The organism is Bradyrhizobium sp. (assembly GCF_036735945.1).
Lineage (GTDB): Bacteria > Pseudomonadota > Alphaproteobacteria > Rhizobiales > Xanthobacteraceae > Bradyrhizobium.
On the sequence record NZ_DAINNI010000007.1, the window covers coordinates 10,960 to 34,815 of the forward strand.

The 23,856-nt window shown below is 61.3% G+C and carries 18 protein-coding genes; 10 read left to right on the plus strand and 8 right to left on the minus strand.

What is annotated here, in order from left to right:
- Positions 1–1,031 precede the first annotated feature (1,031 nt).
- The 3 genes from V7E26_RS04115 to V7E26_RS04125 all read left to right on the plus strand — a co-directional run bounded on the left by V7E26_RS04115 (position 1,032) and on the right by V7E26_RS04125 (position 8,404).
- A complete protein-coding gene (locus tag V7E26_RS04115; protein WP_324413767.1) occupies positions 1,032–5,099 on the plus strand; it encodes an Ig-like domain-containing protein in 4,068 nt (1,355 codons plus the stop codon).
- Between the two features lie 78 nt (positions 5,100–5,177).
- A complete protein-coding gene (locus tag V7E26_RS04120; RefSeq protein ID WP_324413768.1) occupies positions 5,178–7,103 on the plus strand; it encodes a type I secretion system permease/ATPase in 1,926 nt (641 codons plus the stop codon).
- Positions 7,088–8,404, plus strand: a complete 1,317-nt coding sequence (locus V7E26_RS04125) for an HlyD family type I secretion periplasmic adaptor subunit (protein ID WP_324413770.1) — start codon at positions 7,088–7,090, stop codon at positions 8,402–8,404. Before V7E26_RS04120 ends, V7E26_RS04125 begins: the two co-directional genes overlap by 16 nt.
- Before the next feature lie 27 nt (positions 8,405–8,431).
- On the opposite strand, the gene V7E26_RS04130 is transcribed toward V7E26_RS04125, so the two are convergent.
- Positions 8,432–9,499: a metallophosphoesterase family protein gene (locus V7E26_RS04130; protein WP_324413771.1), complete on the minus strand. Its 1,068-nt coding sequence runs from the start codon at positions 9,497–9,499 to the stop codon at positions 8,432–8,434.
- On the opposite strand from V7E26_RS04130, the gene V7E26_RS04135 reads away from it, so the two are divergent.
- From V7E26_RS04135 to V7E26_RS04145, 3 genes are all read left to right on the plus strand, one after another.
- Positions 9,492–9,740, plus strand: coding sequence for a hypothetical protein (locus tag V7E26_RS04135; protein WP_324413773.1), 249 nt, complete (start codon positions 9,492–9,494; stop codon positions 9,738–9,740). The genes V7E26_RS04130 and V7E26_RS04135 overlap by 8 nt on opposite strands.
- A 1,051-nt stretch (positions 9,741–10,791) precedes the next feature.
- Positions 10,792–11,040 carry a hypothetical protein gene (locus V7E26_RS04140; protein WP_324413775.1) on the plus strand — a complete coding sequence of 83 codons (249 nt, stop codon included), beginning with the start codon at positions 10,792–10,794 and terminating at the stop codon, positions 11,038–11,040.
- A gap of 238 nt (positions 11,041–11,278) precedes the next feature.
- Positions 11,279–12,430, plus strand: coding sequence for an epoxide hydrolase family protein (locus V7E26_RS04145; protein WP_324413776.1), 1,152 nt, complete (start codon positions 11,279–11,281; stop codon positions 12,428–12,430).
- Positions 12,431–12,481: 51 nt separating this feature from the next.
- On the opposite strand, the gene V7E26_RS04150 is transcribed toward V7E26_RS04145, so the two are convergent.
- From V7E26_RS04150 to V7E26_RS04170, 5 genes are all read right to left on the minus strand, one after another.
- Positions 12,482–13,276, minus strand: a complete 795-nt coding sequence (locus tag V7E26_RS04150; RefSeq protein WP_324413778.1) for a class II aldolase/adducin family protein — start codon at positions 13,274–13,276, stop codon at positions 12,482–12,484.
- 173 nt (positions 13,277–13,449) lie between these two features.
- Complete coding sequence (locus V7E26_RS04155; RefSeq protein ID WP_324413780.1) at positions 13,450–14,079, minus strand: 2-hydroxychromene-2-carboxylate isomerase; 630 nt, start codon at positions 14,077–14,079, stop codon at positions 13,450–13,452.
- A gap of 526 nt (positions 14,080–14,605) precedes the next feature.
- A complete protein-coding gene (locus V7E26_RS04160; protein WP_324413782.1) occupies positions 14,606–16,516 on the minus strand; it encodes a flavin-containing monooxygenase in 1,911 nt (636 codons plus the stop codon).
- Positions 16,517–16,530: 14 nt separating this feature from the next.
- Entirely contained in the window at positions 16,531–17,304 is a 774-nt protein-coding gene (locus V7E26_RS04165) for an SDR family NAD(P)-dependent oxidoreductase (RefSeq protein ID WP_324413784.1), read from the minus strand.
- Entirely contained in the window at positions 17,301–17,951 is a 651-nt protein-coding gene (locus V7E26_RS04170) for a TetR/AcrR family transcriptional regulator (RefSeq protein ID WP_324413786.1), read from the minus strand. The genes V7E26_RS04165 and V7E26_RS04170 overlap by 4 nt, the downstream gene beginning before the upstream one ends.
- A 248-nt stretch (positions 17,952–18,199) precedes the next feature.
- Here V7E26_RS04170 and V7E26_RS04175 point away from each other — a divergent pair, with 248 nt between their 5' ends.
- From V7E26_RS04175 to V7E26_RS04190, 4 genes are read left to right on the plus strand one after another with little or no spacing between them, the layout of a single operon-like run.
- Positions 18,200–19,432, plus strand: a complete 1,233-nt coding sequence (locus V7E26_RS04175) for a CaiB/BaiF CoA transferase family protein (RefSeq protein ID WP_324413788.1) — start codon at positions 18,200–18,202, stop codon at positions 19,430–19,432.
- Positions 19,429–20,205, plus strand: a complete 777-nt coding sequence (locus tag V7E26_RS04180; RefSeq protein WP_324413790.1) for an enoyl-CoA hydratase/isomerase family protein — start codon at positions 19,429–19,431, stop codon at positions 20,203–20,205. Before V7E26_RS04175 ends, V7E26_RS04180 begins: the two co-directional genes overlap by 4 nt.
- Entirely contained in the window at positions 20,205–20,660 is a 456-nt protein-coding gene (locus tag V7E26_RS04185) for a MaoC family dehydratase (RefSeq protein ID WP_324413792.1), read from the plus strand. Before V7E26_RS04180 ends, V7E26_RS04185 begins: the two co-directional genes overlap by 1 nt.
- A 5-nt stretch (positions 20,661–20,665) precedes the next feature.
- Entirely contained in the window at positions 20,666–21,523 is an 858-nt protein-coding gene (locus tag V7E26_RS04190; RefSeq protein ID WP_324413794.1) for an HpcH/HpaI aldolase/citrate lyase family protein, read from the plus strand.
- A 20-nt stretch (positions 21,524–21,543) separates the two neighbouring features.
- On the opposite strand, the gene V7E26_RS04195 is transcribed toward V7E26_RS04190, so the two are convergent.
- Positions 21,544–22,806 (minus strand): CaiB/BaiF CoA transferase family protein, encoded by a 1,263-nt coding sequence (locus V7E26_RS04195; RefSeq protein ID WP_324413796.1) that lies wholly within the window; start codon positions 22,804–22,806, stop codon positions 21,544–21,546.
- The gene (locus V7E26_RS04200) at positions 22,803–23,840 is read right to left on the minus strand and encodes a TRAP transporter substrate-binding protein (protein ID WP_324413798.1); all 1,038 of its coding nucleotides are present in this window, start codon (positions 23,838–23,840) and stop codon (positions 22,803–22,805) included. Before V7E26_RS04200 ends, V7E26_RS04195 begins: the two co-directional genes overlap by 4 nt.
- Between the last annotated feature and the right edge of the window lie 16 nt (positions 23,841–23,856).

The following is a 23,856-nucleotide window of genomic DNA, read 5'->3' on the forward strand; positions in this document are numbered from 1 at the left end:
CACTGAACATCCCCACGCGGTGCAAGCGGGCTACTCCCCCGACTTCCTGAAGCCTGCATGGTCGAGGCGCTGCCGCCGCGCCCGATCGATGGCGACGGGATCGTATGTGTGGATCGACGCCACCTGAGTTGAGGCGGGGCAGCGGCAAGGACATGGTCCGGCGCTGCCGAGCCTGCCATACGAAGCGTATCGCTTCGTATGGGTTGTCCGCGATCGGAGGGAAGGCTGCGCTTGATCGGAAGATCTTCTCTTTTTGGCGGGGCGTGATTCTATTGGTGCATCGGAAATGATTCGGCGCGGAGCGCAGCAGCATCGCGATTAGCCGATCCGTTTCGTGTCCGGCTGGATCAGATATCAAACTCGAGCATGACTGGGCGGAGCTCGCGGGCGGATCGCTTGGGGAAGCAGACGACAAGATTGCCTCCATTTTGTTGCGCCAGGATCGGTCGGGTCCTGAGAAGTTACCGGCATTACCCGAGCGCTTTTGCGTGCTGTTCGGCGAAGGTGTTGCCGAGCGCCGAGGACCCTGTCTCCAGTACTTCGGCTGCATCGAGTTCTTCCAGCAAGTGCGCTCTCGCGCGCGAGGAATCTTACCTTGGGGTCGCCAAATGCTCGTCATCAATCGGCCTAAATATCCCATCAACGAGCAAGAGGGGGCAAACTTCAAGCGTTCAAAGACGACGGGGCTCAAGTCCGTAAAAGTGCTTACCGCTGGCATCCAGTGACATCGTCAGGAGGCCACCGAGGAAATGGCTGTTCACAGGGGAAATTGCGTCATTCAAATCGGAAATTAGCATGGCTTTAGAGGTGGACCGGATATTTAATATGGAATCATGGGGAAGGGTCGAGCGGCGGCCGGGATCGGGGCGATTTGTTAAATATCTAAACATGGGCTCAATGGCCCCTAAATGGGTCGGTGCTAGGCTGCGCTTGATAGCCGCACAAGTATTTATTCATGACCCATGCGAGGATTCAAATATGACCCACGCAAGCATTAATTTGGGTTCGTCTGATCGGCGGGGGATTTAAATATGGCTAACAAGCCCATAATCAAAAGTTTCTATGCGGACAGCGGGACCCTCGGCGACGGGATCACCAACGCGAACGTCATTACGCTGTCGGGTACTGCCGATGCGAATTCGAGCGTGAAGGTCTATGACGGATCGACGCTTCTGGGCACCGTCACGACGAACAGTTCGGGTATCTGGCTGTTCGAGACCCCGAAGCTCTCTGACACGACCCACAGCCTGACCGCTACCGCGACCGATACGGCGGGCACCAGCGCGGCCTCCGATCCCATGTCGGTCAAAGTGGTGGCGAGCGTTACGGATTTCAGACCGGCCAGCGACAATTGGTCGAACCCGATTCAGATCGACGGCCAGGGATGGTTCGTCGAGAATGGCAACAAGGCCTGGAGCCTGACCAATCCGGATACGCACACGGTTCGGATGGAAGTGCGGCCTGGCGACCTATGGGCCGATGACGAGACGGCCCGATCCGAAATCCTGACGGTCACGAACGCGCTCGACCATCAGGTCTTCAACGCAAGTTTCACGATGACCATCGAGCCCGGGCAGATAAATCCTGTTGCCTGGCTTTCGCTGGCGCAGATGCACGAGGATGCGGGAATCCCGTTTTCGATCAATATCGTCGGCGACAAGATGACGATCTTGACCGATCAGAACGCGGACTGGGGCGGGTTGGCTTATGAGGATCCGAACCCCATCATCCGCGGTCACGCGTATGACATTCAAATCAAAGCCAATTTCTCTACCGATGCGACCGGCTTCCTGCAGGTCTGGCGTGATGGCATCCTGATCGTCGATTATCATGGCCAGTTGGGCAGTGAGACCGGCGGTCAGTATTTGAAAATGGGGATTTATGAGGGTTGGGCCGAACAGGTCCAATACCCGCTTGCCGTCGACTACAGCAACATCGTCGTGCAGTTCAACAATCCGAACGTCGCGACGCCTTCCGGCAGTGGCGGTGGCAATACGGGGGGTGGTACGGGCGGCGGATCGACGCCTCCCTCTGCTCCGACGATCGCGACGTTCTCCACCGACAGCGGCGTGGCCGGCGACCGTATTACCAACGACAACACGCTGACCCTGAGCGGCACCGCGGCGGCCAACAGCACCGTGAAGGTGTTCGATGGCTCGACGCAGGTCGGTACCGCGACCGCGAATGCGAGCGGCGCCTGGAGCCTCACCACGAGCACGCTGGCCAACGGCGGCCACTCGCTGACGGCCACCGCGACGAACTCCGGGGGCACCAGCAGCGCGTCGACGACGCTGTCGGTCACGGTCGACACCGTGGCGCCGACGGCTCCGACGATTTCGGCATCGACCCCGGCGAGCAACCGCATCGAGGTTCTGACCGGCACTGCGGAAGCGAACAGCACCGTCAAGATATTCGACGGCTCGACCCAGATCGGGACCGCGACCGCCAACGGCAACGGCGCCTGGACCTACACCACCACGGCGTTGTCAGCCGGCAGCCACAGTTTCACCGCCAAGGCGATGGATGCCGCCGGCAACACCGGCTCGGCGTCTTCAGCCGCCGCTGTCACGATTTCGGCGGGGCCGGCTCCCTCTGCTCCGACGATCGCCACCTTCTCCAGGGACACTGGCGTGGCGGGCGACAATATCACCAACGACAACACGCTGACCCTGACCGGCACGGCGGCGGCCAACAGCACCGTGAAGGTGTTCGATGGCGGAAAGCAGATCGGCACGGCGACCGCGAATAGCAATGGCGCCTGGAGCTACACCACGTCGGCTCTGTCGGATGCCGCGCATGTCCTGACCGCGACCGCCACCGATGCGGCGGGGCAGAGCAGCGGGGCCTCCTCAGCGCTGAGCATAACGGTCGACACGCGTGCCCCGGTCGCGCCGACGATCACGGCATCTACCGCGGCGGCTAGCCTTGCCAATAACAATATTAAGGTTCTGACCGGCACTGCGGAAGCGAACAGCACGATCAAAGTATACGACGGCACGACTCAGATCGGTACCGCAACCGCAAATGGCAACGGCGCCTGGACCTATACCGCCGGGACGTTAACCGACGGCAGCCACAGCTTCACTGCCAAGGCGATGGATGCCGCCGGCAACACTGGCTCGGCGTCTACGGTACTTTCCGTCAGTGTCTCCGCGCCGACGATGATCGAATCGACCGGGACGACCAGCCTGATCAAGGCCGGAAACACTTATTACCTCGGCAGCAACGGCCCCACGCTGAAATACGCCGGGGCGGACTATGTTGCGGGACAGTTTGGCGCCATTGCACCGGTTGCCGTCGAGCAGACCTCGACCGGTTACGTTGTTGCCTGGAAGGTCCCCAACAAGGACCAATACGTGGTGTGGACAACGGACGCCAACGGCAACCAGATTGCGAATGTTACCGGGACCGTTTCAGGGACCAGCGCCGCTCTGCAAGGATACGAGACCGCGCTCCAACAGGACATCAACGGCGACGGGAACATTGGCCTGGCCGCGACGACGATCGAGTCGTTCGGATCGACCAACCTGGTCAAGGCCGGCAGCAACTATCTTCTCGGCAGCAATGGCCCCACCTTGAAATACGCCGGGGCGGACTTTGTTGCGGGGCAGTTTGGTAGCACGACGCCGATCGCCGTCGAGCAGACGTCGACGGGCTACGTCGTGGTCTGGAAGGCCGGCAACAATCAGTACGTGGTTTGGACGACCGACGCCAACGGCAACCAGATTGCGAATGTGACCGGGGCCATTTCAGGGAACAGCGACACGCTGAAGGGTTACGAGAACACGTTGCACCAGGACCTTAACGGCGACGGGACGATTGGCACGCCAGCGACGACAATCGAGTCGTTTGGATCGACCAGCCTGGTCCAGAGCGGAAACAACTATCTTCTCGGCAACGGTGGTCCCACGTTGAAATACGCCGGGGCGGACTTTGTTGCGGGGCAGTTCGGCAGCACGACGCCGATTGCCGTCGAGCAGATGTCGACCGGTTACCTCGTGGCCTGGAAGGCCGCCGGCAACCAGTACGTGATATGGTCGACCGACGCCAACGGCAACCAGATTGCGAATGTGACCGGGGCCATTTCAGGAAACAGCGACACGCTGAAGGGTTACGAGAACACATTGCACCAGGACCTTAACGGCGACGGGACGATTGGCACGCCAGCGACGACAAGCGAGTCGTTTGGATCGACCAGCCTGGTCCAGAGCGGAAACAACTATCTTCTCGGCAACGGTGGTCCCACGTTGAAATACGCCGGGGCGGACTTTGTTGCGGGGCAGTTCGGCAGCACGACGCCGATTGCCGTCGAGCAGATGTCGACCGGTTACCTCGTGGCCTGGAAGGCCGCCGGCAACCAGTACGTGATATGGTCGACCGACGCCAACGGCAACCAGATTGCGAATGTGACCGGGACCGTTGCCGGAAACAGCGCTACGCTGAAGGGCTACGAGAACACATTCCACCAGGATCTGAACGGCGACGGGGCGATTAGCGCTCCGGTGATCAGCGCTTCCGCATTGAGCGCCGGCAATGTTACGGCTTCGGTGCTCGACGTCACCGATCTGAGTGTGAACTCAGCTAACATGGTGACGGTCAAGGGCACCGGCGCTGCGAACAGCCAGATCAGTATCTACGATGGCGCCAAAGCGGTGGGGATGACGCAATCCGACGCCAACGGAGCCTGGAGCTTCACGTCGTCGGCCAGTTCGAATGAAGCACATTCGTTCATGGCCAAGCAACTCGACAGCGCTGGCCAGGTGGTCGCGAGTTCGGGGAGCGCGATCCTTGGAACGGCAAACAACGATACGCTGGTAAGCACCGGCGGCAACGATGTGTTCAAGGGCAACGGCGGCAGCACTGATACCTTCGTGTTCGCGGCCAATTTCGGGCGCGATGTCATCCAGAACTTCGAGGCGACCGGATCGGCACATGACGTCATTCAGTTCAGCAAGACCGATTTCGACAGTTTCGCGAGCGTGCTTGCCGACGCAAGTCAGGTCGGTGCGGATGTGGTGATCAAGACCGGCTTCGACACGCTTACGCTGAAGAATACCGCGCTGAGCCATCTGGACAGTCACGACTTCCGCTTCGCGTAAAACCGGTCCCCGGGAGACAACAAGGCACATTTTGATATTATATCTCTCAGCACAAGGCATGGTCGGGGGGGCAACGCCATGACTGATATCGGTCGGCGGCAGGAAGCTCCGCCGCCTGTGAATATCGACGACATCGAAGTTTCAAATCTTCAGGTGGCGATCGCGGCTGCGCGTATTCTGGCGGACCGGACGCGCTCGCGGTTGAGTTCGACCGTGGAAGCGATGCGCCGGCGGATATTCTCCGGCCGTGCCCCGTCGAATGCGGGATACGCGGAGGCCCGTTCGGAGATCTCGGCATTCCTCGCCTCCTGCCGCCGGATATTCTGGGCTCTCGCCATCTTCAGTGGCATCAGCAATCTTTTGATGCTGAACGGCTCCTTCTTCATGCTTCAGGTCTACGATCGTGTCCTGCCCGGGCGCAGCATTCCCACGCTTGTGGCGCTTTTGCTCCTGACGACGATGCTGTACCTGCTGCAGGGTGGGCTCGACCTGGTCAGAAATCGGATAAGCGTGCGTATCGGACGCCATCTTGATGAAGGGCTGGGGCTGCGGGTCTATGATGCTGTGGTCAGGCTGCCTCTGAAGACCCGTGGCGATGGTGATGGCCTGCAGCCGTTGCGCGACCTCGATCAGGTCCGTAGTTTCCTGTCCGGCGGCGGACCGACTGCTCTGTTCGATCTGCCGTGGTTACCTGCCTATCTGGCCATCTGCTTCCTCTTCCATTTCTGGATCGGTGTGACTGCCTTGTTGGGCGGCATCGTTCTTGTCGCGCTCACGCTTCTTGTCGAACTGCGGACCCGAGGTCCGGCCAAGGCGACCTCCCAACATGCCGTGTTGCGCAATGCGCTGGCGGCCGAGGGCAGGCGAAATGCCGAGGTGCTGCAGGCAATGGGCATGCGGCGTCAGGCTGCGCAGCGCTGGCAGGACGCCAATCAGAAATACCTCGAAGCTCACGAAACAACGAGCGATATCGCCAGCGGCCTTGGCGGGGTCTCGAAAGTCTTTCGCTCGCTTCTCCAGTCCCTGGTTCTCGCGGTCGGTGCCTACCTGGTTATCAACCAGGAATCGACTGCCGGCATCATTATCGCGGGCTCGATTCTGACGGCGCGCGCGCTGGCGCCGGTCGAAATCGCGATTGCGAACTGGAAGGGATTCGTTGCCGCTCGCCAGTCCGGCGAGCGCCTGGACAAGCTGCTGAAGCTGCTGCCCGCCCGGGAGGAGCCGCTCGCATTGCCTCCGCCAACCAGCACGGTGGTCGTCGAGCACCTCTACGTCGCGGCTCCAGGTTCCGAGAAGCACCTGCTGTCGGACGTGTCGTTCGCACTGAAGAGCGGGGACGCCGTCGGCGTCATTGGTCCGAGCGGTGCCGGCAAATCCACGCTCGTGAGGGCGCTGGTCGGGGTCTGGCCGCAAGTGCGAGGCAAGATCAAACTTGATAATGCCGTGCTCGAGCATTGGACGTCGGAGGCGCTTGGCAGGCACATCGGCTATCTGCCCCAGGACATCGAATTGTTCGACGGCAGCATCGCTCTCAACATTGCCCGTTTCGACGAGAATGCAACCGCGGCCCAGGTCCTGGAGGCCTCGAAGGCTGCAGGCGCACACGATCTTATTCTCTCGCTGCCCGACGGCTACCTTACGCGCATCGGCGAAGGCGGAACGGCCTTGTCGGCCGGTCAACGCCAGCGCATCGGTCTGGCTCGCGCGTTCTACGGCAATCCGTTCCTGGTCGTGCTCGATGAACCCACGTCGAGCCTCGACTCCGACGGCGAGGAAGCGCTGACGGAGGCGATCCTGAATGTCAGGCGCCGCGGCGGGGTTGTGGTCGTGGTCGCCCATCGCCCGAAGGCGCTTGAGGGCGTCAATTACGTTCTGGTGGTCGGCGAAGGCAGGGTGCAGTCGTTTGGACCGAAGGAAGAGGTGCTGAGGAAGGTCTTGCGGCCAACCGTACCGCTGAGGGTGGTTGACGACGGCAGGGGAGGGGCGCAGTGGACCGCGAAGTGATAAAACCGGCGCTGCATTCGATCCAGCGGTACATCATCGTCGGCATGTTGATAACCGCCTTCGTGACGTTCGGGGTCGGCGGTTGGGCCGCGACATCCCAATTGTCCGGCGCCGTGATCGGTCAAGGGACCGTTGTCGTCGATTCCAGCGTCAAGAAGGTACAGCATGCTACCGGGGGTATTATCGGAGAGCTGCGCGTGCGCGAAGGCGATCGCGTCAATGCCGGCGATATCCTGATCCGCCTTGATGAGACGCAGACGCTGGCCAACGCCACGATTGTCACCCAGAGCGTCGACGAATTGCTCGCGCGCCAGGCCCGGCTCGGGGCGGAGCGTGACAATGCCGACGAGATCGTGTTTCCGAGAGCTCTGATCGAACGAAGCCGCGACAGCAAGTCGGAGGCGGCGCATGCCATCGCGGCAGAACGAACGCTCTTCAATTTGCGTCGGGAAACGAGAGCCGGGCAAAAAGCCCAGTTGAAAGAGCGAAGCACCCAGCTGCTGGACGAGATCAAGGGATATGTGGGGCAGAGCGAGGCCAAGCAGAAGGAAATCGACCTGATCTACAAGGAACTCGAGGGAGTTCGCTCGCTGTGGCAGAAGAACCTTGTCCCGATCACGCGGCTGACGGCGTTGGAGCGCGACACGGCTCGTCTGGAAGGCGAGCGTAGTCACTTGACGGGAGCGATCGCTCAATCCAAAGGCAAGATTGCGGAAATCCAGCTTCAAATAATACAGGTCGATCAGGATCTGAGGACCGAGGTCGGCAAGGACCTGATCGAAACGCGATCCAAGCTTTCGGAACTGTCTGAACGCAAGACGGCCGCCGTGGATCAGCTGAACAGGATCGACATTCGTGCTCCCCAGAGCGGGCGCGTCCATCAATTGGCGGTCCACACCGTCGGCGGGGTCATTGCGCCGGGCGAGCAGATCATGCTGATCGTTCCGGATGCGGACGCGCTTGCCATCGAGGTGAAGATAGCGACGCGGGAGATCGATCAGGTCTATTTTGGCCAGGTCGCTGCAATGCGGTTTGCAGCCTTCAATCAGAAGACCACCCCGGAGATTGAGGGGACGGTGAACATGGTTTCCCCCGATCTTACGCAGGACCAACGAACTGGGGCCAGTTATTACACGGTTCGTGTTGGGCTCAAGCCCGAAGAAATCGCCAAGCTTGGGTCCAACAAGGTGGTGCCCGGCATGCCCGTGGATGTGTTCATCAAGACATCGGGACGAACCGCGTTGTCGTATTTGATCAAGCCGCTGATGGATCAGGCGGAGCGGGCGCTCAAGGAGCGGTAACAGATCCGCCGAAACGCGCGGGGCCATTCATGACTGTACGGGTGCAGAGTCCGTACGGCCCGCGGGCGCGGTGGACAGCGTCGTAATCGCCGCCCCTTCGATGACGGCGCAGGTGAGACGTCCAGTCGCGAAAGCTCCCGTATCAATGTTGATGCGGTTGGATCGCATTTCCGGCTCGCGCACGGGTGTATGACCGTGCACGACAAATACGCCAAAGGCTGCTTCAGAGCCGAGGAAGTCCTCGCGAATCCAAAGCAGATCCTCCTCGACTTGATCCGCAAGCGGAATGCCTGGGCGGATGCCTGCGTGCACGAACAGAAAGTCTCCGCACTGGAAGGATAGCGGCAGCGAGTTCAAGAACGCGAGCTGGTCGATCGACATGGCCGCGGCGAGTTCCTCCGAAAGCTTTGCTCGTTCGCCTTCGTCGGGGCTGAAGGACGGCTTCAGGCCATACGAAAGCAACGTCTCAAGGCCTCCGCACTGGCGCCAATCGCTGAGAACTGCAGGTTCTTTGAGGAAGCGGGTGATGAAGGTTTCATGGTTTCCCTTGAGAAAGATGCTCTCGCCGGCGTCCCTGCATTTCAGCAGGATGTCGATTACCTCTCGCGATGACGGTCCCCGGTCGACGTAGTCGCCTATGAAGAGGAGAATTGGCCGCTCAACCGGCCTCTGCTGCCGATCGATGCCGATCTTTTCGAGCATTATCCGGAGAAGGTCTGCACGACCGTGAATGTCTCCAATCGCGTAGATCCTGACGCCCGCAGGAAGGGTTGCCGTGGCGCGAAAGCTCTGCGACGGACCAGCGTGGCCGGACCGGGTCTCTGCAGTTGGAAGCGGAGACGTTTCCTGGTGTGCGCTCGAGCGTGCCGGTCGCGCTGGAGGGAAAGCAGCAGCGCGAGGTTGTGGACTCCGTTCGATGATGGTCGCATCGGCGCGAGCGAAATGTTCGCTCAAGGCGGGTGAATAATCGCTGTCGTTATGCAGGTAGCGTCCGCTCAAGACGTCAGTTTCCCTGACATAAACTTTGAGCGCGACAATCGCCAGGAGAAGAGTGAGCTGAGCGCTGACGATGACAGCGAGATCGACCATGGTCATTGTCATGGAATCACAAGGCCGCCACGCTGCAAAAATTCCAGTTGCATCAAGAGGTGTGCAGCGCAATGCCTGTGTCGATCATCCATACTTTTCAGGCGCTGTTCGCCAGCAACGAAGCTCGGGCGCAGGTGAGCCGGATAACTCACCAGCGCCATCTCACAATACTATCGAGCTGGTTGTAATTAAATCACAACAGAAGGTTTATCGACAAGTTGGATATCTCGTCGGCTCGGGAACATGATTTCGGGGCGATGAACCCGACTGACGCCGTTAAGTCAAAGTTGAAGCGATCCCCGGAAGCCGGCGCCACTCGAAAAGTGCCGCTCCGCTTGAAGCGATCCCCGTTGTCCTCATGCTCAAATCGGTCGCCTGTCTCCGACATCTGGCGACTCACCGAGTTTCGGTCCAATAGGGAACAGGCCGCGACGCAGCGTGAAGAGGCAGCCGCAGCGCGGGGCCGTACCCGTTCACAAGGCGGTTTTCCGGATCGGCGTAATTGTCTTGAAACAATGTTGGCCTAACCTCTCACCAGTTGGGAGGTGAGAAGTTGGCACAATTGTTGCAGACTTGGGGATATTTATTGGAGGTCCAAGCTTTTACGTAGCGAGTATTTGAGATGGGGCATCCAGTCGAGATTTTCGCGAAGCTGCCCGCGTTCTTTCGAACTAGAGCGAAAATTCAGGCGTGACTGGGAATCCAGGTTTTGCGTAGGGGAGTTTTGGGATGAAATGGTCTATCCAGGTTTCCGAACAGCGTCTCTTGCGAGCTTCCGCCGACCTCAGCAACCAATTGGCGGAAGTTCAGAAGCTCCGAGCAGCAATCCAATTGGCCGAGGCCTCCAGGCGGTATCTGCCAGAGGTCATCAATAATATCGACAGGCCGTCAAGACTTCCCGCTTTCGACCGCTAATTGCGGCGTCGTTTTTCGGCGCTGCGACGTGAGCATGAGAACGCTCCGGGTGGGCATAACTGTGGGACCTGGCTCCGTTCATGTCTGGCCTCCCGGGCCCGCACTCGCTTCCTGCAAAGCATCACAAGCTGCAACTGGCTAAGCCGGCGTTCGAGTTCAACTGGTTTCCACCGCTGTCTTCTGGGATTTTCATGTGATTCGGACGTTATTTGTATGCATTAAAAACCAATGTTGTTTTCCAATTAAAATGAGGTAAAAGCGTAGCGACCGCATTATAAAGTCGCGGCCAAAACAGCGCATATTGGGCCCGGCATTCGGGCGGCCAGGTTTTCGAAATGATGTTTGTTTTCTCAATTTCCAACTTTTTGTTTTGGGAGTGAGTTATGTCGGAGTACAGCCGCTGCATAGGATTACTTCGTCGGACTAGTTTCGATTTAATGGTCGAATACGAGGAGCTTCTCCGTCTGCGCGCAGAAGTCGCCCGCTTGCTCTTTCCCTTGAAAAAATCGCCGCCTCGCAAGCGCCGGATCACGCGCAGCAACAGGATGCCGCTACGCGTATCGCAGCGAACTGAGCCGCGTGCTTCTTCGGCCACCATCCTGCCGCTGATGCTGGAACGCCCCCCAACCTAGGTCGCTTCGCCACCGAGGCGCGGCCGGCAATAGGCCCTCGAGGTCGAAAGGCTGCTGATCGGATCGCGGCCCGCGGGCTGCCCCTTTGGGTGCTGTCACTACAACCAGGAGTTATGTCGACCGACAATGCAATCTGAGGGCTGAGAGAGCTCTCGTCGACCTATGGCATCATGGTTCGCCATCCCGAACCTCCGCAGTCCGTCCCGGCGCTCCGCCCGGGTTTTGCAAAGGGGCTTTCATGGGCGCTGAGATCAAGCCTTATCGCATTTCGATCGGCGACAACGTCCTCGACGATCTCAAATTCCGGCTGCGCAACACACGCTGGCCAGAGGCCGAACTGGTCGACGACTGGAGCCAGGGCGCGCCGCTGCAGTGGATCAGGGAGGTCTGCCGCTACTGGGCCGAGGAGTACGACTGGCGCCAGCGCGAAGCGCGGCTCAATCGCTTCGCGCAGTTCACCACCGAGATCGACGGGCTGGACATTCATTTCCTGCATGTCCGTTCGCCGCATCCGGGCGCGATGCCGCTCATCATCACGCATGGCTGGCCGGGATCGGTGGTCGAGTTCCACAAGGTGATCGAGCCCTTGACCGATCCGACCGCGCATGGCGGCAACGCTGCCGATGCGTTCCACGTGGTTTGTCCGTCGCTGCCGGGCTTCGGGTTTTCGGCGAAGCCGAAGACCGCGGGCTGGGGCGTTGACCGCATTGCGTCGGCCTGGGCGGTGCTGATGGACCGCCTTGGCTACGCGCGATATGCCGCGCAAGGTGGCGACTGGGGTTCGGCGGTCACGACCGCCATCGGGGCACAGGATCCGACGCATTGCGCCGGCATCCACATCACACTGGCGATGTCGGCGCGGCCCAATGTCGAGGGACAGCCGACGGCGGAGGAAGCGCGGGCATTGCAGGGGATCAAGTATTACGCCGATTGGGATTCCGGCTACTCCAAGCAGCAGTCGACCCGGCCGCAGACGCTTGGCTATGCCCTGACGGACTCGCCGAGCGGGCAGGCCGCGTGGATCCTGGAAAAATTCTGGGCCTGGACCGATTGCGACGGTCATCCCGAAAACGTCCTCGGTCGCGACGAACTGCTCGACAACGTCATGCTCTACTGGGTGACGGCGACGGCCGCTTCATCGGCGCGCCTGTACTGGGAAAGTTTTGGGCCCAAGCGCCGCACCGCTCACAAGGTAGCGGTGCCGACCGGCGTTGCCGTGTTCCCCAAGGAGATCGTCGCGCCGGTGCGAAAGTGGATGGAAGCGAGCTACACGAACATCCGGCATTGGAGCGAAATGCCAAAGGGCGGTCACTTCGCGGCATTCGAGCAGCCGGACCTGTTCGTGCGGGACGTGCGGGACTTCTTCCGGACGTTGCACAGGGAAGGCTGAACCTGCCGGCCCACTTCGAGCGAGGCGGTGCGCGTCACGAAGCGACGAATTTCAGTCGCGGTAGGACGGATCGGTGCGGTCGAGCTTGCGCAGCAGCGCCGGCCAGGCAAGGTCGCCGTTGCGCGCGCCGCGGCCCGGCTTCGGCTGCATCCGCTCATAGGTGTCTTCGAGAATGGGTTTCGGCGGGTAGATCAGCTGGGTGTTGCAGGACAGTGCCATCACCTGCACCTGGCAGGCGCGCTCGAGCCGGAACAGGACGTTGAACGCGGCCGGAACGGTGCGGCCGACGACAAGCAGGCCGTGGTTGCGAAGGATCATGGCTTCGTGGTCGCCGAGATCCCTCACCAGCCGCTCGCGCTCGTCGACATTGTCGGCGATGCCTTCGAAGTCGTGATAGGCGATGTGAAGAAACCGCATCGAGGTCTGCGCCAGCGGCAACAACCCGCATTCCATCGCCGAGACCGCCATGCCCGCCGGCGTGTGTGTATGTGCCACGCAATCCATGTCGTGCTTGGCCATGTGGATGGCGCTGTGAATGACGAAGCCGGCAACGTTGACGTCATAGTCGGACGCGTTGAACAGCGTGTTGCCGTTAACGTCGACCTTGATCAGGCTGGAAGCGTTGATTTCCTCATAGAGCATCCCGTACGGGTTGATCAGGAACTGGTCCGTCGTTCCCGGCACCCGGCAGGAGATGTGATTGGCGACCATCTCGGTCATCCCGTAGATCGAGGTGAGGCGGTAGCACGCTGCGAGATTGACCCGAGCCTCCCATTCCTCCGCGCTCACCTGCTCGCGGACGGATTTGACGACCTTGATGGCCGGCGCGCTGACGGGAGGATTCATGGCGTTTCACCCCAAAGTGGAATTATTCGGCTTCAAGGCCGGTACATTGGCGAGCAGGATAGCGACAAATTTTGTGGCCTCGCAAGGCGGGCCCGCCAGCGTTATTGCAGGTCTGGCGGGTGAAATTCGGATGCACCGTTGGACCAGTGCTCCAGCGGTTAGCCAGGCACGGCTCATTTCCTGTGGCGGCTGCCCAGCGCCGTCGCAATCGATTCCGGACTCCTGATGCGCTCGATCAGCATGTCGATGCGATCGCCGCCCCAGAACAATTCGCCGTTGAAGACCATGCTGGGCACGCCGAACACGCCGAGCTCTTCCGCCTCATCGATGATGCGGTCATGCTCCGACCGTGCCGGGCCGCGGACGTAGGCTTCGAATTCTTCCGCCGAGCCACCAAGTGACGCGATCACGCCTGAGATGGCGGACAGCTCGTCGATTTCGAGATCGTGACTCCAGAAGCGTCGGAACACCGTGTCATGGTAGGGACGGAACAGGCCGTTACGTAGGGCGAACAGCATGCCGGCGCTGGCATAGAAGGCGTCATAGATGCGCCGCGGGCCTTTCATGACAAGGCCTTGCGCATTGGCATGGCGGCGCGCGTCCATGTAGGAGTAGCGAACCTTGCGCCAGAAATGCGGCGTGCGCTCCTCGACCGTTCCCATGAATTCGGGAATGCGCAGCGTGTAGGGCAGCCATTCGAGTTCGACGCCGCAAGCTTCCTCGAGCTCGAACAGGCGCTTGTTCGCGACAAACGCGTAGGGGCTCTTGTAGTCGGTGTAGATTCGTACGCACGGTCTATCCATGGCGTGTCCCTGTTCGATCGGATCATTATCTGCGATCCGAACAGAGCTGGGAACCATGAGATACAGTTTGAGGCACAAAAACGAATGGGCCCCGGTGCATCAGAGCATCGCGGGGCCCGACATCTTCGTTATAGGCGAAGGATTTCTGGTACACACCAGTAGGGGCTCAGGATCCTGGAGCACGTGGCCTTTGCGCTCCGGTCCTGCAGATATGTTCGAATTTTTGAAGGCGCGATGAGGCTGGCAGCTGCTCGTGACCTCAACCGCACTTGGACCTTGCGCTGAGCAAGGTCACCGGACAACCCGGCGGCGTCATGCTCCTCTCCAAGAGTTTGCCAACGGACTTCGCGTCCGCTCTCGCTGCGTGTCGTCTCGATCATCAAACCGGGGCGCCAATTCCTGCGAAGCGGGGAGCTCACCGCTCCATGACTCCAACAGGTGCAACGTCCGAAATGCTGCGGCAGATGTTGGCCGCTGTCAAGTCATCCTAAGGTCACGTCGCGCGAGGAGTTCCCCGGGAACAATTTCATCGCATCGTTTGGCGGTAGTCGCGTAGGTCGGGATCGTGGGTCAATGCCCAGTAATCCACGAACCGCCAGGGCATCGCCGAGAACACGCGACCCTGACTGTTGCGGTAGTAGGTCGTCATGCCCTGATGAGTCCAGATCAACTGCTCATGCTCGGCATCCACTTTCTCGATGTAGTGATCATGCGCCTCGGGGCGCACATCGATCGCAGCGATGTCGCGCTCGATCATCTCGACGAGACAGGACGAGATGTAGCGGCTTTGACATTCCGACTGGAAGATCACGCTGCCGCCATGCGCGGGACCTGTATTGGGACCAAGCATCACGAAGAGATTGGGGAAATCAGGCACGGTCAGGCCGAGATAGGCGGTCGGGTTGTCGTTTGCCCATGCCGTCTTCAGATTTTTTCCGCCGCGCCCGGTGATGTTGAGGCGGGCGGCCATTTCCGTGACCTTGAAGCCGGTCGAGATGACGATGATATCAGCGGGCCGCAGCTTGCCGTCGGCAGCGACGATGCCGTCCTGTGTGAAGCGGTCGATGTTGTCGGTGACGAGTTCGACGTTCGGCCTGGTCAGCGTCTTGAACCAGTTGTTGTCGAGCAGGATGCGCTTGCCATAGGGCGGATAGGTCGGCACGCATTTCTCGATCAGGTCCGGGCGGTCCTTCAGTTCGGACAGGATGAAATTGGTCAGTTCCTCGCGGTGGCGGTCGTTGCCCTTGTTGACGGCGCGCTCGGGATGCGGCCAGGCGGGATCCTTGCGCAGGAACGGCAGCAGGCCGTCGCCGTAACGCCAGAACATGTTGAAGCGGTACCACTGCACATAGAACGGCAGATGCGCGAGCAGCCACTGTGCGCCTTCTGTGATCGGATCGGAGTAGCCCGCGACCGGACGGGCCCATTGCGCAGTGCGCTGATAGACGGTGACCGAGGCCACGCGGTCGGCGATCGACGGCACCAGTTGCATGGCGGTGGCGCCGGTGCCGATCACGGCAACATGCTTGCCATCGAGATTGATGTCGTCCGACCACAGCGCGGAGTGCAGCATCCGGCCCTTGAATTCTTCCTCGTCCTTGAAATGCGCGGGATGGGGGTCGTTAAGCTGGCCGATTGCGCTGACCAGGATGGTCGATTCGAATGTCTGCTCGCCATTGACGGTCTTCAGCGTCGAGACCCAGCGCCGCTTGCTCTCGTCCCAGCGCGACGATGTCAGTTCGCTATTGAGGCGCAGATGCTGGCGAATGTCGTGTTCGAGCGCGACCTGCTTGAGATAGTCGAGCAGTTCCTGGCGCTGCGCGAAATAGCGCGTCCATGGATTGCGTCGGCCGAACGAGAACGAATACGAATGGTTCGGCGTATCGACGCCGCAACCGGGATAGCGGTTGACATACCAGGTGCCGCCGAGCTCCGCGTTCTTCTCGACGATGGTGTAGGGGATGCCGAGCCGGCCCAGCGCTACGCCGAGCGCAATGGCGCACACGCCGGCGCCGACGATCAGCACATGCTGTTGCGCCAGCTTCTCGTTTGAAGGCTGGTTGGTCCATCGCGCCTCGCGAGGGATGAAGCCCATTTCCTCGCGCATCAGCGGCGCATATTCCGGCGCGACGTTTTCGCCGAGCGTCGCGCGCATCATCCTCAGCATCAATTCATCGCCGGGGTTGGTGATGACGGGATTCGACTCGCCCTGCGCGAACAGCTTCAGCACCGCATCGCGGATCTCGGTCTGGATTTCCGGCGGGACGCCGGCGTCCGGATCCGGGATCAGGCGGACGTCGCGCTTCGGCTTGTAGGGCGGCTCCAGCCAGCGTTCGTCGCCGGTCATGTGCACCAGCACCATCAGGAGTACGCGGACGTCGCCTTCGGCAATCGCCGATGAGAGGTCCAGTTGCTTGCGCGGCAACTCGATGTTCATGCTGATGTCCTCGGTTACGCGCCTGGTTCGTTCGGCAGGCCGCCGTAGGCGGCCCAGGTGGTGCCGGCGATGTAGCCGGCATCGACGGGAAGATTGATTCCGGTGATGCCGCTGCTCGCCGGCGAAAGCAGGAAGGCGATGGCCTGCGCGACCTCGATCGGCTCGACCAGGCGGTTCATCGCGCTCGGACCTTCAAGCCATTTCCTGTTCAGCGCGCCGGAGGCGATGCCGGCTTCCAGCGCCGCCGTGCGGGTGAAGCCGGGCGAGACCGCGTTAACGCGCACGCCACGGCGTCCCCATTCGGCGGCGAGCGTCTGCGTGATCTGGATGACGCCGGCTTTCGCGGCGGTGTAGGCATGGATCGGGCCCGAGGTCATGCCGGCGACGGAAGCGACGTTGACGATCGCGCCGCGGCGGCGCTCGGCCATCCTCACGCCGACGCTGCGGGCGACCAGAAATGTGCCGCGCAGGTCGATATTGACCTCGCGGTCCCATTGCTCCATCCGTACGCGTTCGATCCGGTGCATCTTGCCGAACACCCCGGCGGCGTTGACGAGACCCGTGATCGGACCATGCGCGGCCTCGATATCGGCGATGCCGCTGACGACGGCGGCTTCGCTCGCGACATCGAAAGGTGCGGGCCATAGGATCACCTGCGCCCCCGCCAGCGGCTCCGGCGCGATATCGACGATGACGACCTTTTGGCCTTGCCCGGCGAGAAGCGCGGCGGTGGCGGCGCCAATGCCGCGGCTGCCGCCGGTAACGAGGACGACGCCTTCAGAGGTCATGGCGCGTTGCCTTTGTCGGGAGTGAAGAGGCCGCGCGTGACCAGCTTTTGGTAGGCGGAGATGACGTGGTCCGGGACCGCGGTGACCGCGCCATCGGCGTAGGAGTAGCGCCGGCTGAGATAGCCTCGCGCGCCCATGAACATGTGAACGATGGCTTCGAACTCGTCGTCGCTGAAATCGACGATCGCGCCGGCGAGGCGGGCGCGCCGGAGAATGCGCACATAGGCGGTCGAGATGTTGTCGAGATGCTTCTGGTAGCCGATTGGCGCAAAGAACTCGGCTTCGTTGAGGATGCGCAGGAACTCCGGCACCTCGCGAATGAATTCGAAGAAGGCGCTGAAGCGCTCGATCTCCTGTCGTGCTGCGTCCGCCGTTCCGGTGCAGTCGCGGATGAAGTGGACCATGTCGATGCCGATCTTCGGCAGCAATTGATCAAGCAACTCCTGGCGGTTCTCGAAGTGATTGTAGAACGTGCCCTGCGCGACGCCGGCCTGCTCGGTAATGCGGGCAACCGACGCCTCGGCGTATCCGTACTTGCCGACGATCTTGGTGGCGGCGTCGAATATCCTGCGCTTGGTCCAGGCATTGCGCTCGACACGGTTGAGCTTGGTCACCTTGCCCGAAGCGGCCTGCGATGATTGCGTCATGCGTCAAAATTCCAGTTCGGCGCGCGCAGCACGCGCTTGAGGATTTTGCCGGAAGGATTGCGCGGCGCTCAAAAGGGCTGATGTCCTTACCCTTTACGAATTTATGAATTCTGACTCATAATTCATCTTTGTCTTGACGTCACCCCCTTTTCTTTGTGTACACATTCGGGATCGAAGAGCTGAAAGCCAACGAAAACATTCGTCAGCGCTGTCTCGCGCTGTAGCTTTCACCCGATACGGGAGAAGAAATGGCCATCGATCGTAAGCTGGCGCCGACGCATGAGGCGCCGTATCGCGGTTTGCGCGTGCTCGATTTCGGGCAGGGCATCGCTTCGCCGTATTGCGCGATGCTGCTGGGCGTCTACGGCGCCGACGTCATCAAGATCGAGCCGCCCGAGGGCGATTGGTCGCGCTTCCTCGGTACGACCTATGGAAGCCACACCACGCTTTCGGCGGTCTATAACCGCGGCAAACGCAGTCTCTGCCTCGACATGAAGCACAAGGACGGCATCGCCGTCGCGCAAGGGCTGGCGAAGGACTGCGACGTTCTGATCGAAGGGTTTCGACCGGGCGTCGCCGCGCGACTCGGGATCGGTTACGAGGAATTATCGCGCGACAATCCCGGCCTGATCTATCTCTCGGTCAGCGCATTCGGGCAGAGCGGTCCGTATTCGAAGCGGCCAGGCTCCGATTCCGTGGCGCAAGCCTTCTCCGGCTTCGTATCGATCAATGTCGGCAATGACGGCACCCCGCACCGGGCCGGCACCACGATCTCCGACGTCGTCACCGGTGTCTATGCCTTCCAGGCCATCGCGACGACGCTGTTCGCGCGCGCCACCGTCGGCACGGGGCGTTGGATCGACGTCAATCTGTGCCAATCGACATCCGCGTTGCTGGGCCACAAGGTCGCTGAACACATTCTGGAGGGCGGTACGCCGCGCGCACTCAACGTTCCCGCCGGTTCATATCAGACCGCCGACGGCTGGATGATGGTCACGCTGGTGAACGAGCCGCAATACAAGCGGCTGTGCGCGGCGATCGGCCGCGAGGACCTCGCAAGCGATCCGCGGTTTGCCGATTTTGCGCGGCGCCCTGACGCCGTCGACGTGCTGATCCCGCAGTTGCGGGAAGTATTTCTGACGCAGCCGACCGATGCATGGCTTACCCGGCTGCACGCCGCCGATCTCATTGCCGAGCGGATACTCGATCCCGGCGAATGGCTGCGCAACGCCCATGTCGAGGCGACGCGCGCCGCGGTATGCCAGGACACGCCGGGCGTTGGGCCGGTTTATTCACCACGCACACCCGGCATTGCCAGCCTTTCGGAGGATGACTTATGCCCCGCGCCTGATATAGGCGAGGACAGCGTCGAGGTGCTGCGCGAAGCGGGTTTTGAGCAATCCGCCATCGACGAACTCGTCAAGGCCGGCGCCGTGCGCAACGCCGGCGGAGGCAAGAAGACCAGCGGAGGCAAGGCATGAGCACCGACCTCGTTCGTTATTCCGTTTCGGAAAATATTGCCGAGATCATGCTCGATCGCCCGCCGGTCAATGCGCTCAGCATGGACCTGATCGACGCGCTGCTGTCGGCGCTGGCGAAGGCGAGGGACGACGAGGCGGTGCGCGCCGTCATCGTCGGCAGCGCCCACAAGGTGTTTTGTGCGGGACTCGATCTCGACATTGTTCGTGGCAAGCCGGGCATTGAGACCAAGAAATTCCTCGAACGGCTGTATTTCGCGCTCAACGATACCCAGTACCGCATGGGCAAGCCGACGATTGCCGCGCTCGATGGCGCGGTGCGCGCCGGCGGCATGACGATCGCAATTTCCTGCGACATGATTATCGCAGGCGATGCCTGCACCTTCGGCTATCCCGAGATCGATGTCGGCCTGATCCCGGCGATTCACTTCGTGCAGTTGCCGCGGCTGGTCGGCAAGCACCAGGCCTTCGGTCCGCTGTTCCTGGGCGAGCCGTTCGATGCCGCGACGGCCTTTCGCATGGGGCTGCTCAGTGAAGTCGTGCCGAAGGGGACGGCGCTTGAGCGGGCGCGGGAGATTGCGCGCAAGCTCGCCGCCAAGTCGCCGATCGTCATGAAGATCGGGCGCGATGCCTTCATGCGGGCGGTCGACGCCGATTTCCGCCGCTCGGTCGAGAACGCGGCCGAGAGCTTTGCGCTCGTCGCCACGACGGAGGATTGTCAGGAAGGCTTGAATGCGTTCGTCGAGAAGCGAACGCCCAACTACAGGGGACGCTGATGGCGGGATTGTATTTCGAGGAGTTCGAGGTCGGGCGGGAATTCCATCACGAATTCTCAAGGACCGTCACGGAGATGGACAACACCATGTTCAGCCTGCTGACCATGAACCCGCAGCCGCTGCACATCGATGCGCACTTTTCGGAAAATACCGAATTCGGCCAGCGGCTGTTCAACAGCCTCTACACGCTCGGCATCATGATCGGCATGAGCGTCTATGATACGACACTCGGCACCACGATCGGCAACCTCGGCATGACTGACGTGAAATTCCCGAAGCCGGTCTTCCACGGCGATACGCTCAGAGCCCACACCAAGATCATCTCCAAGCGGGAGAGCAAGTCGCGGCCGAACCAGGGTATTGTGGAGTTTGAGCACACCATGACCAATCAGCGCGGAGAGGTGGTGGCAATCTGCCGCCGGACCGGCCTGATGCATTGCAAGCCGAAGGCATAAGGCAGATGCGATCGTTCCTGTTCGTCCCAGGCGACAGCCTGCGCAAGTTCGAGAGCGCCAAGAAGACCGCGGCCGATGCGCTGATCCTCGACCTCGAGGATTCCATTGCGCCGGACGAGAAGGTCGGCGCGCGAAAAACCGTGCGCGAGATGCTCGATGCGCGCAATCCGGGACAGAAGGCCTATATTCGCGTCAACGCGCTCGATACCGGCCTGACGCTTGGCGATCTCGCCGCCGTCATGCCGGGCCGGCCTGACGGCATCGTGCTGCCGAAATGCGCCGGCGCCGCCGACGTCAATCGCCTATCGCTGTATCTCGATGCCTTCGAGGCCGCCGCCGGCATCGAGCAGGGCACGACGCGGATCGTCACCGTGGCCACGGAGACGGCGAGGGCGGTGCTCAAGCTGCTTGATTTCGAGAACATGAGCCCGCGGCTGTGGGGCATGATGTGGGGCGCCGAGGATCTCGCGGCCTCGCTCGGCGCGTCGCGGAACCGGACCGGCGGCCGCTATCATGGGCCGTTTCTCCTGGCGCGCGACCTCTGCCTGATCAGTGCTGCTGCCGCCGGCGTCGTTGCCATCGATACCATTGCCACCGACATCAACGACCTCGAGGCGCTGCGCGAGGAATCCATCGCCGCGCGCCAGGACGGATTTCTTGCCAAGGCCGTCATCCATCCCAAGCATGTCGACGTCGTCAACGCCGCCTTCTTGCCGACGGACGAGGAAGTCGCCTGGTCGGAGAAGGTGGTCAAGGCTTTCAACGACAACCCGACTTCAGGTGTGGTGAAGATCGACGGCAAGATGATCGACAAGCCGCATCTGCGCGCCGCGGAGAAAATCCTGGCGTTGCGGGGGCGATAGGCGCGCCGCGGGCGCGCTCCTCAAACGGACGGGTTGTGATCGGTGTTGGCCGGTTCGATCAGCGCGCCCTCGACTTCAAGCGCCGCGATTTCCTCATCCGTGAACCCCGCCTCGCGCAGGATCTCCTCGCCATGTTCGCCGAGACGCGGCGGATGGGTTCGGACCGAGGGAGGGGTCTTGCTCCAGGTCGCGGCAGGGCCGGCGACACGTAGCATACCCTCGGACGGATGCGCGATCGAGCGGATCAATCCGACGGCTGCAAGATGCGGATCGTCGATCAGGCCATCGAGATCGTGCAACGGCGCATGAGGGATGTCGGCCTCATTGAAGAACTGCAGCCATTCGGCGGTCGTGCGGGTCTTCATGACCTTCGAAAACCACTCATAGACGAAGTCGTAGTTCCGGGTCCTTGCGGTGATGCTGTTCAGGCGGGGATCGCGGTCGGCTGCGTTTTCGAGCCCGATCAGGCGAAAGAACGCGCTCCACTGCTTGTCCGAGTAGACCAGCGCGCAGACATAGCCGTCGCTGGTCTGATAGGGCCGACGGTCTGGTGACAGCAATCGCGAATAGCCCGGTGGCCCGATCGGCGGCTCAAAGCTGCGGCCGGCCATGTGATCACCCAGCACGAACTGGGCCATGGTTTCGAACATCGGAATTTCGATGGCTTGCCCTTCGCCGGTACGTTCGCGGTGAAACAGCGCCGCCAGGATCGCGTGCGTGGCATTCAGCCCGACGATGCGGTCGGCCATCGTGGCCGGCGAATAGCGGGGCTCGCCGGTAATCTTTCCGGTCAGTGCGGGCAGCGCCGTCAAACCCTGGATCAGATCGTCATATGCCGGCCGGCCGGCGTAGGGGCCTTGTTCGCCAAAACCATGCAGGCTGGCATAGACCAGCCGCGGATTGACGGCGAGCAGATCGTCGGCGCCGAGCTTCGGCCGGGCCATTGCGGCCGGCCTCACATTATGAACGAAGACGTCCGCGCTCGCCGCGAGCCGCAGCAGCGCCGCCCGGCCACCGGCCTTTTTCAGGTCGAGCGCGATGGAGCGCTTGTTGCGATTACCCTGCAGGTACATCGCACCCATCCTGGGATGCCGCATCGGCGCAGCGTAGCGCATCACGTCGCCATCGGGGCTTTCGACCTTGATGACGTCGGCGCCATAGTCGCCGAGGATCATGGTCGCGTAGGGACCCATCATCACGCTGGTCAGATCGATGACCTTGACGCCGGCGAGAGGTCCCTCCGGCGCCGCAGCGTTGGCTTCCCTGTGAGAATGCCCGGTCAATGGCTTGCGGCCAAGGCCTCGGTAAAGGCCTTGAACACCTCGGTGCCGGGTTTGCCGCGCTTGTTGATGTCCTTGACCCAATCTTCCGCGACGGACTTGAACGCGGTGTCGAAGACCTTCTTGTCGTCGGCGCCGAAGTTGATCACTTTCATGCCTTGCGACTTGATCTTTTCGGTCGCGGCCTTCTCGCCGTCCTCGAAGCGCTTGCAGCCCTCGCGCGTGGTCTGCTCGCCTGCTGCGACCAGCACCTTGCGAACGTTCTCCGGCAGGGATTTGAATTTCGCCTCGCCGATCGAATAGGTGAAGATGGCGGTTCCGAAGTTCAGCCCTTCGGTGCCCGATTTCAGGATCTTGCCGAAATCGTAAGACACCGAACTCTGGTACGAGAAGATCAGGCCGTCGAGCGTGCCGCGGGTCAGCGATTCATAGATCTCAGGGGCGGCCATGCGGACGGGAACGCCGCCGATCGAGCGCATCATGAGATCCATGGCGCCGCCGGTAGTGCGGATCTTCAGACCCTCAAGATCCTTTGCGGTCTTGACCTCGCGGCTGGTGGCGAGCTGGATTTGATAGGCGGGCAGCGCGATGGTCACGAGCGGCCGCAACTGGTTGGGCCCGAATTCCCTGGTCTCCAGTATCCCGCCATTGTGCGAGATCTTGTAGAAGGCGAGCGATCCCTGACATTCGGTATCGAAGACGCCCGGCAGTTCGGCAACCGCCGTCAGCGGATATTTTTCCGATGAGTAGGATGGAACGATGTAGGAGACATCGGCGACGCCGGCGACGGTGAGCTGCGCCATATCCTTGGCCTTGCCAAGCTGCTCGGCCGGATAGTGCTGGAACGTCACCTGTCCGTTGGTGCCCTTCGTGACCAATTCCATGAACGGCTTGGCCACGAGTTCATGGATCACGTGGCCGGCCGGAAGGCTTTCGGCGAGACGCAGCGTGATCTTTTCCTGCGCTGCGGCAGGGCCTGTTATAGCTGCGAGCATCACCGATGCGACAATGGTCCGCCTGTCGAGAGCTGCGATCATGAGGTTTTCCTCCCCT

What these genes read in the sequence shown, in the direction of transcription:
- V7E26_RS04160 (WP_324413782.1), bottom strand. Translation starts at nt 16,516, where the DNA reads ATGAACATCGAGTTGCCGCGCAAGCAACTGGACCTCTCATCGGCGATT.
- V7E26_RS04200 (WP_324413798.1), bottom strand. Translation starts at nt 23,840, where the DNA reads ATGATCGCAGCTCTCGACAGGCGGACCATTGTCGCATCGGTGATGCTC.
- V7E26_RS04175 (WP_324413788.1), top strand. Translation starts at nt 18,200, where the DNA reads ATGGCCATCGATCGTAAGCTGGCGCCGACGCATGAGGCGCCGTATCGC.
- V7E26_RS04130 (WP_324413771.1), bottom strand. Translation starts at nt 9,499, where the DNA reads ATGACCATGGTCGATCTCGCTGTCATCGTCAGCGCTCAGCTCACTCTT.
- V7E26_RS04115 (WP_324413767.1), top strand. Translation starts at nt 1,032, where the DNA reads ATGGCTAACAAGCCCATAATCAAAAGTTTCTATGCGGACAGCGGGACC.
- V7E26_RS04140 (WP_324413775.1), top strand. Translation starts at nt 10,792, where the DNA reads ATGTCGGAGTACAGCCGCTGCATAGGATTACTTCGTCGGACTAGTTTC.
- V7E26_RS04150 (WP_324413778.1), bottom strand. Translation starts at nt 13,276, where the DNA reads ATGAATCCTCCCGTCAGCGCGCCGGCCATCAAGGTCGTCAAATCCGTC.
- V7E26_RS04155 (WP_324413780.1), bottom strand. Translation starts at nt 14,079, where the DNA reads ATGGATAGACCGTGCGTACGAATCTACACCGACTACAAGAGCCCCTAC.
- V7E26_RS04185 (WP_324413792.1), top strand. Translation starts at nt 20,205, where the DNA reads ATGGCGGGATTGTATTTCGAGGAGTTCGAGGTCGGGCGGGAATTCCAT.
- V7E26_RS04135 (WP_324413773.1), top strand. Translation starts at nt 9,492, where the DNA reads ATGGTCATTGTCATGGAATCACAAGGCCGCCACGCTGCAAAAATTCCA.
- V7E26_RS04170 (WP_324413786.1), bottom strand. Translation starts at nt 17,951, where the DNA reads ATGACGCAATCATCGCAGGCCGCTTCGGGCAAGGTGACCAAGCTCAAC.
- V7E26_RS04145 (WP_324413776.1), top strand. Translation starts at nt 11,279, where the DNA reads ATGGGCGCTGAGATCAAGCCTTATCGCATTTCGATCGGCGACAACGTC.
- V7E26_RS04120 (WP_324413768.1), top strand. Translation starts at nt 5,178, where the DNA reads ATGACTGATATCGGTCGGCGGCAGGAAGCTCCGCCGCCTGTGAATATC.
- V7E26_RS04190 (WP_324413794.1), top strand. Translation starts at nt 20,666, where the DNA reads ATGCGATCGTTCCTGTTCGTCCCAGGCGACAGCCTGCGCAAGTTCGAG.
- V7E26_RS04180 (WP_324413790.1), top strand. Translation starts at nt 19,429, where the DNA reads ATGAGCACCGACCTCGTTCGTTATTCCGTTTCGGAAAATATTGCCGAG.
- V7E26_RS04165 (WP_324413784.1), bottom strand. Translation starts at nt 17,304, where the DNA reads ATGACCTCTGAAGGCGTCGTCCTCGTTACCGGCGGCAGCCGCGGCATT.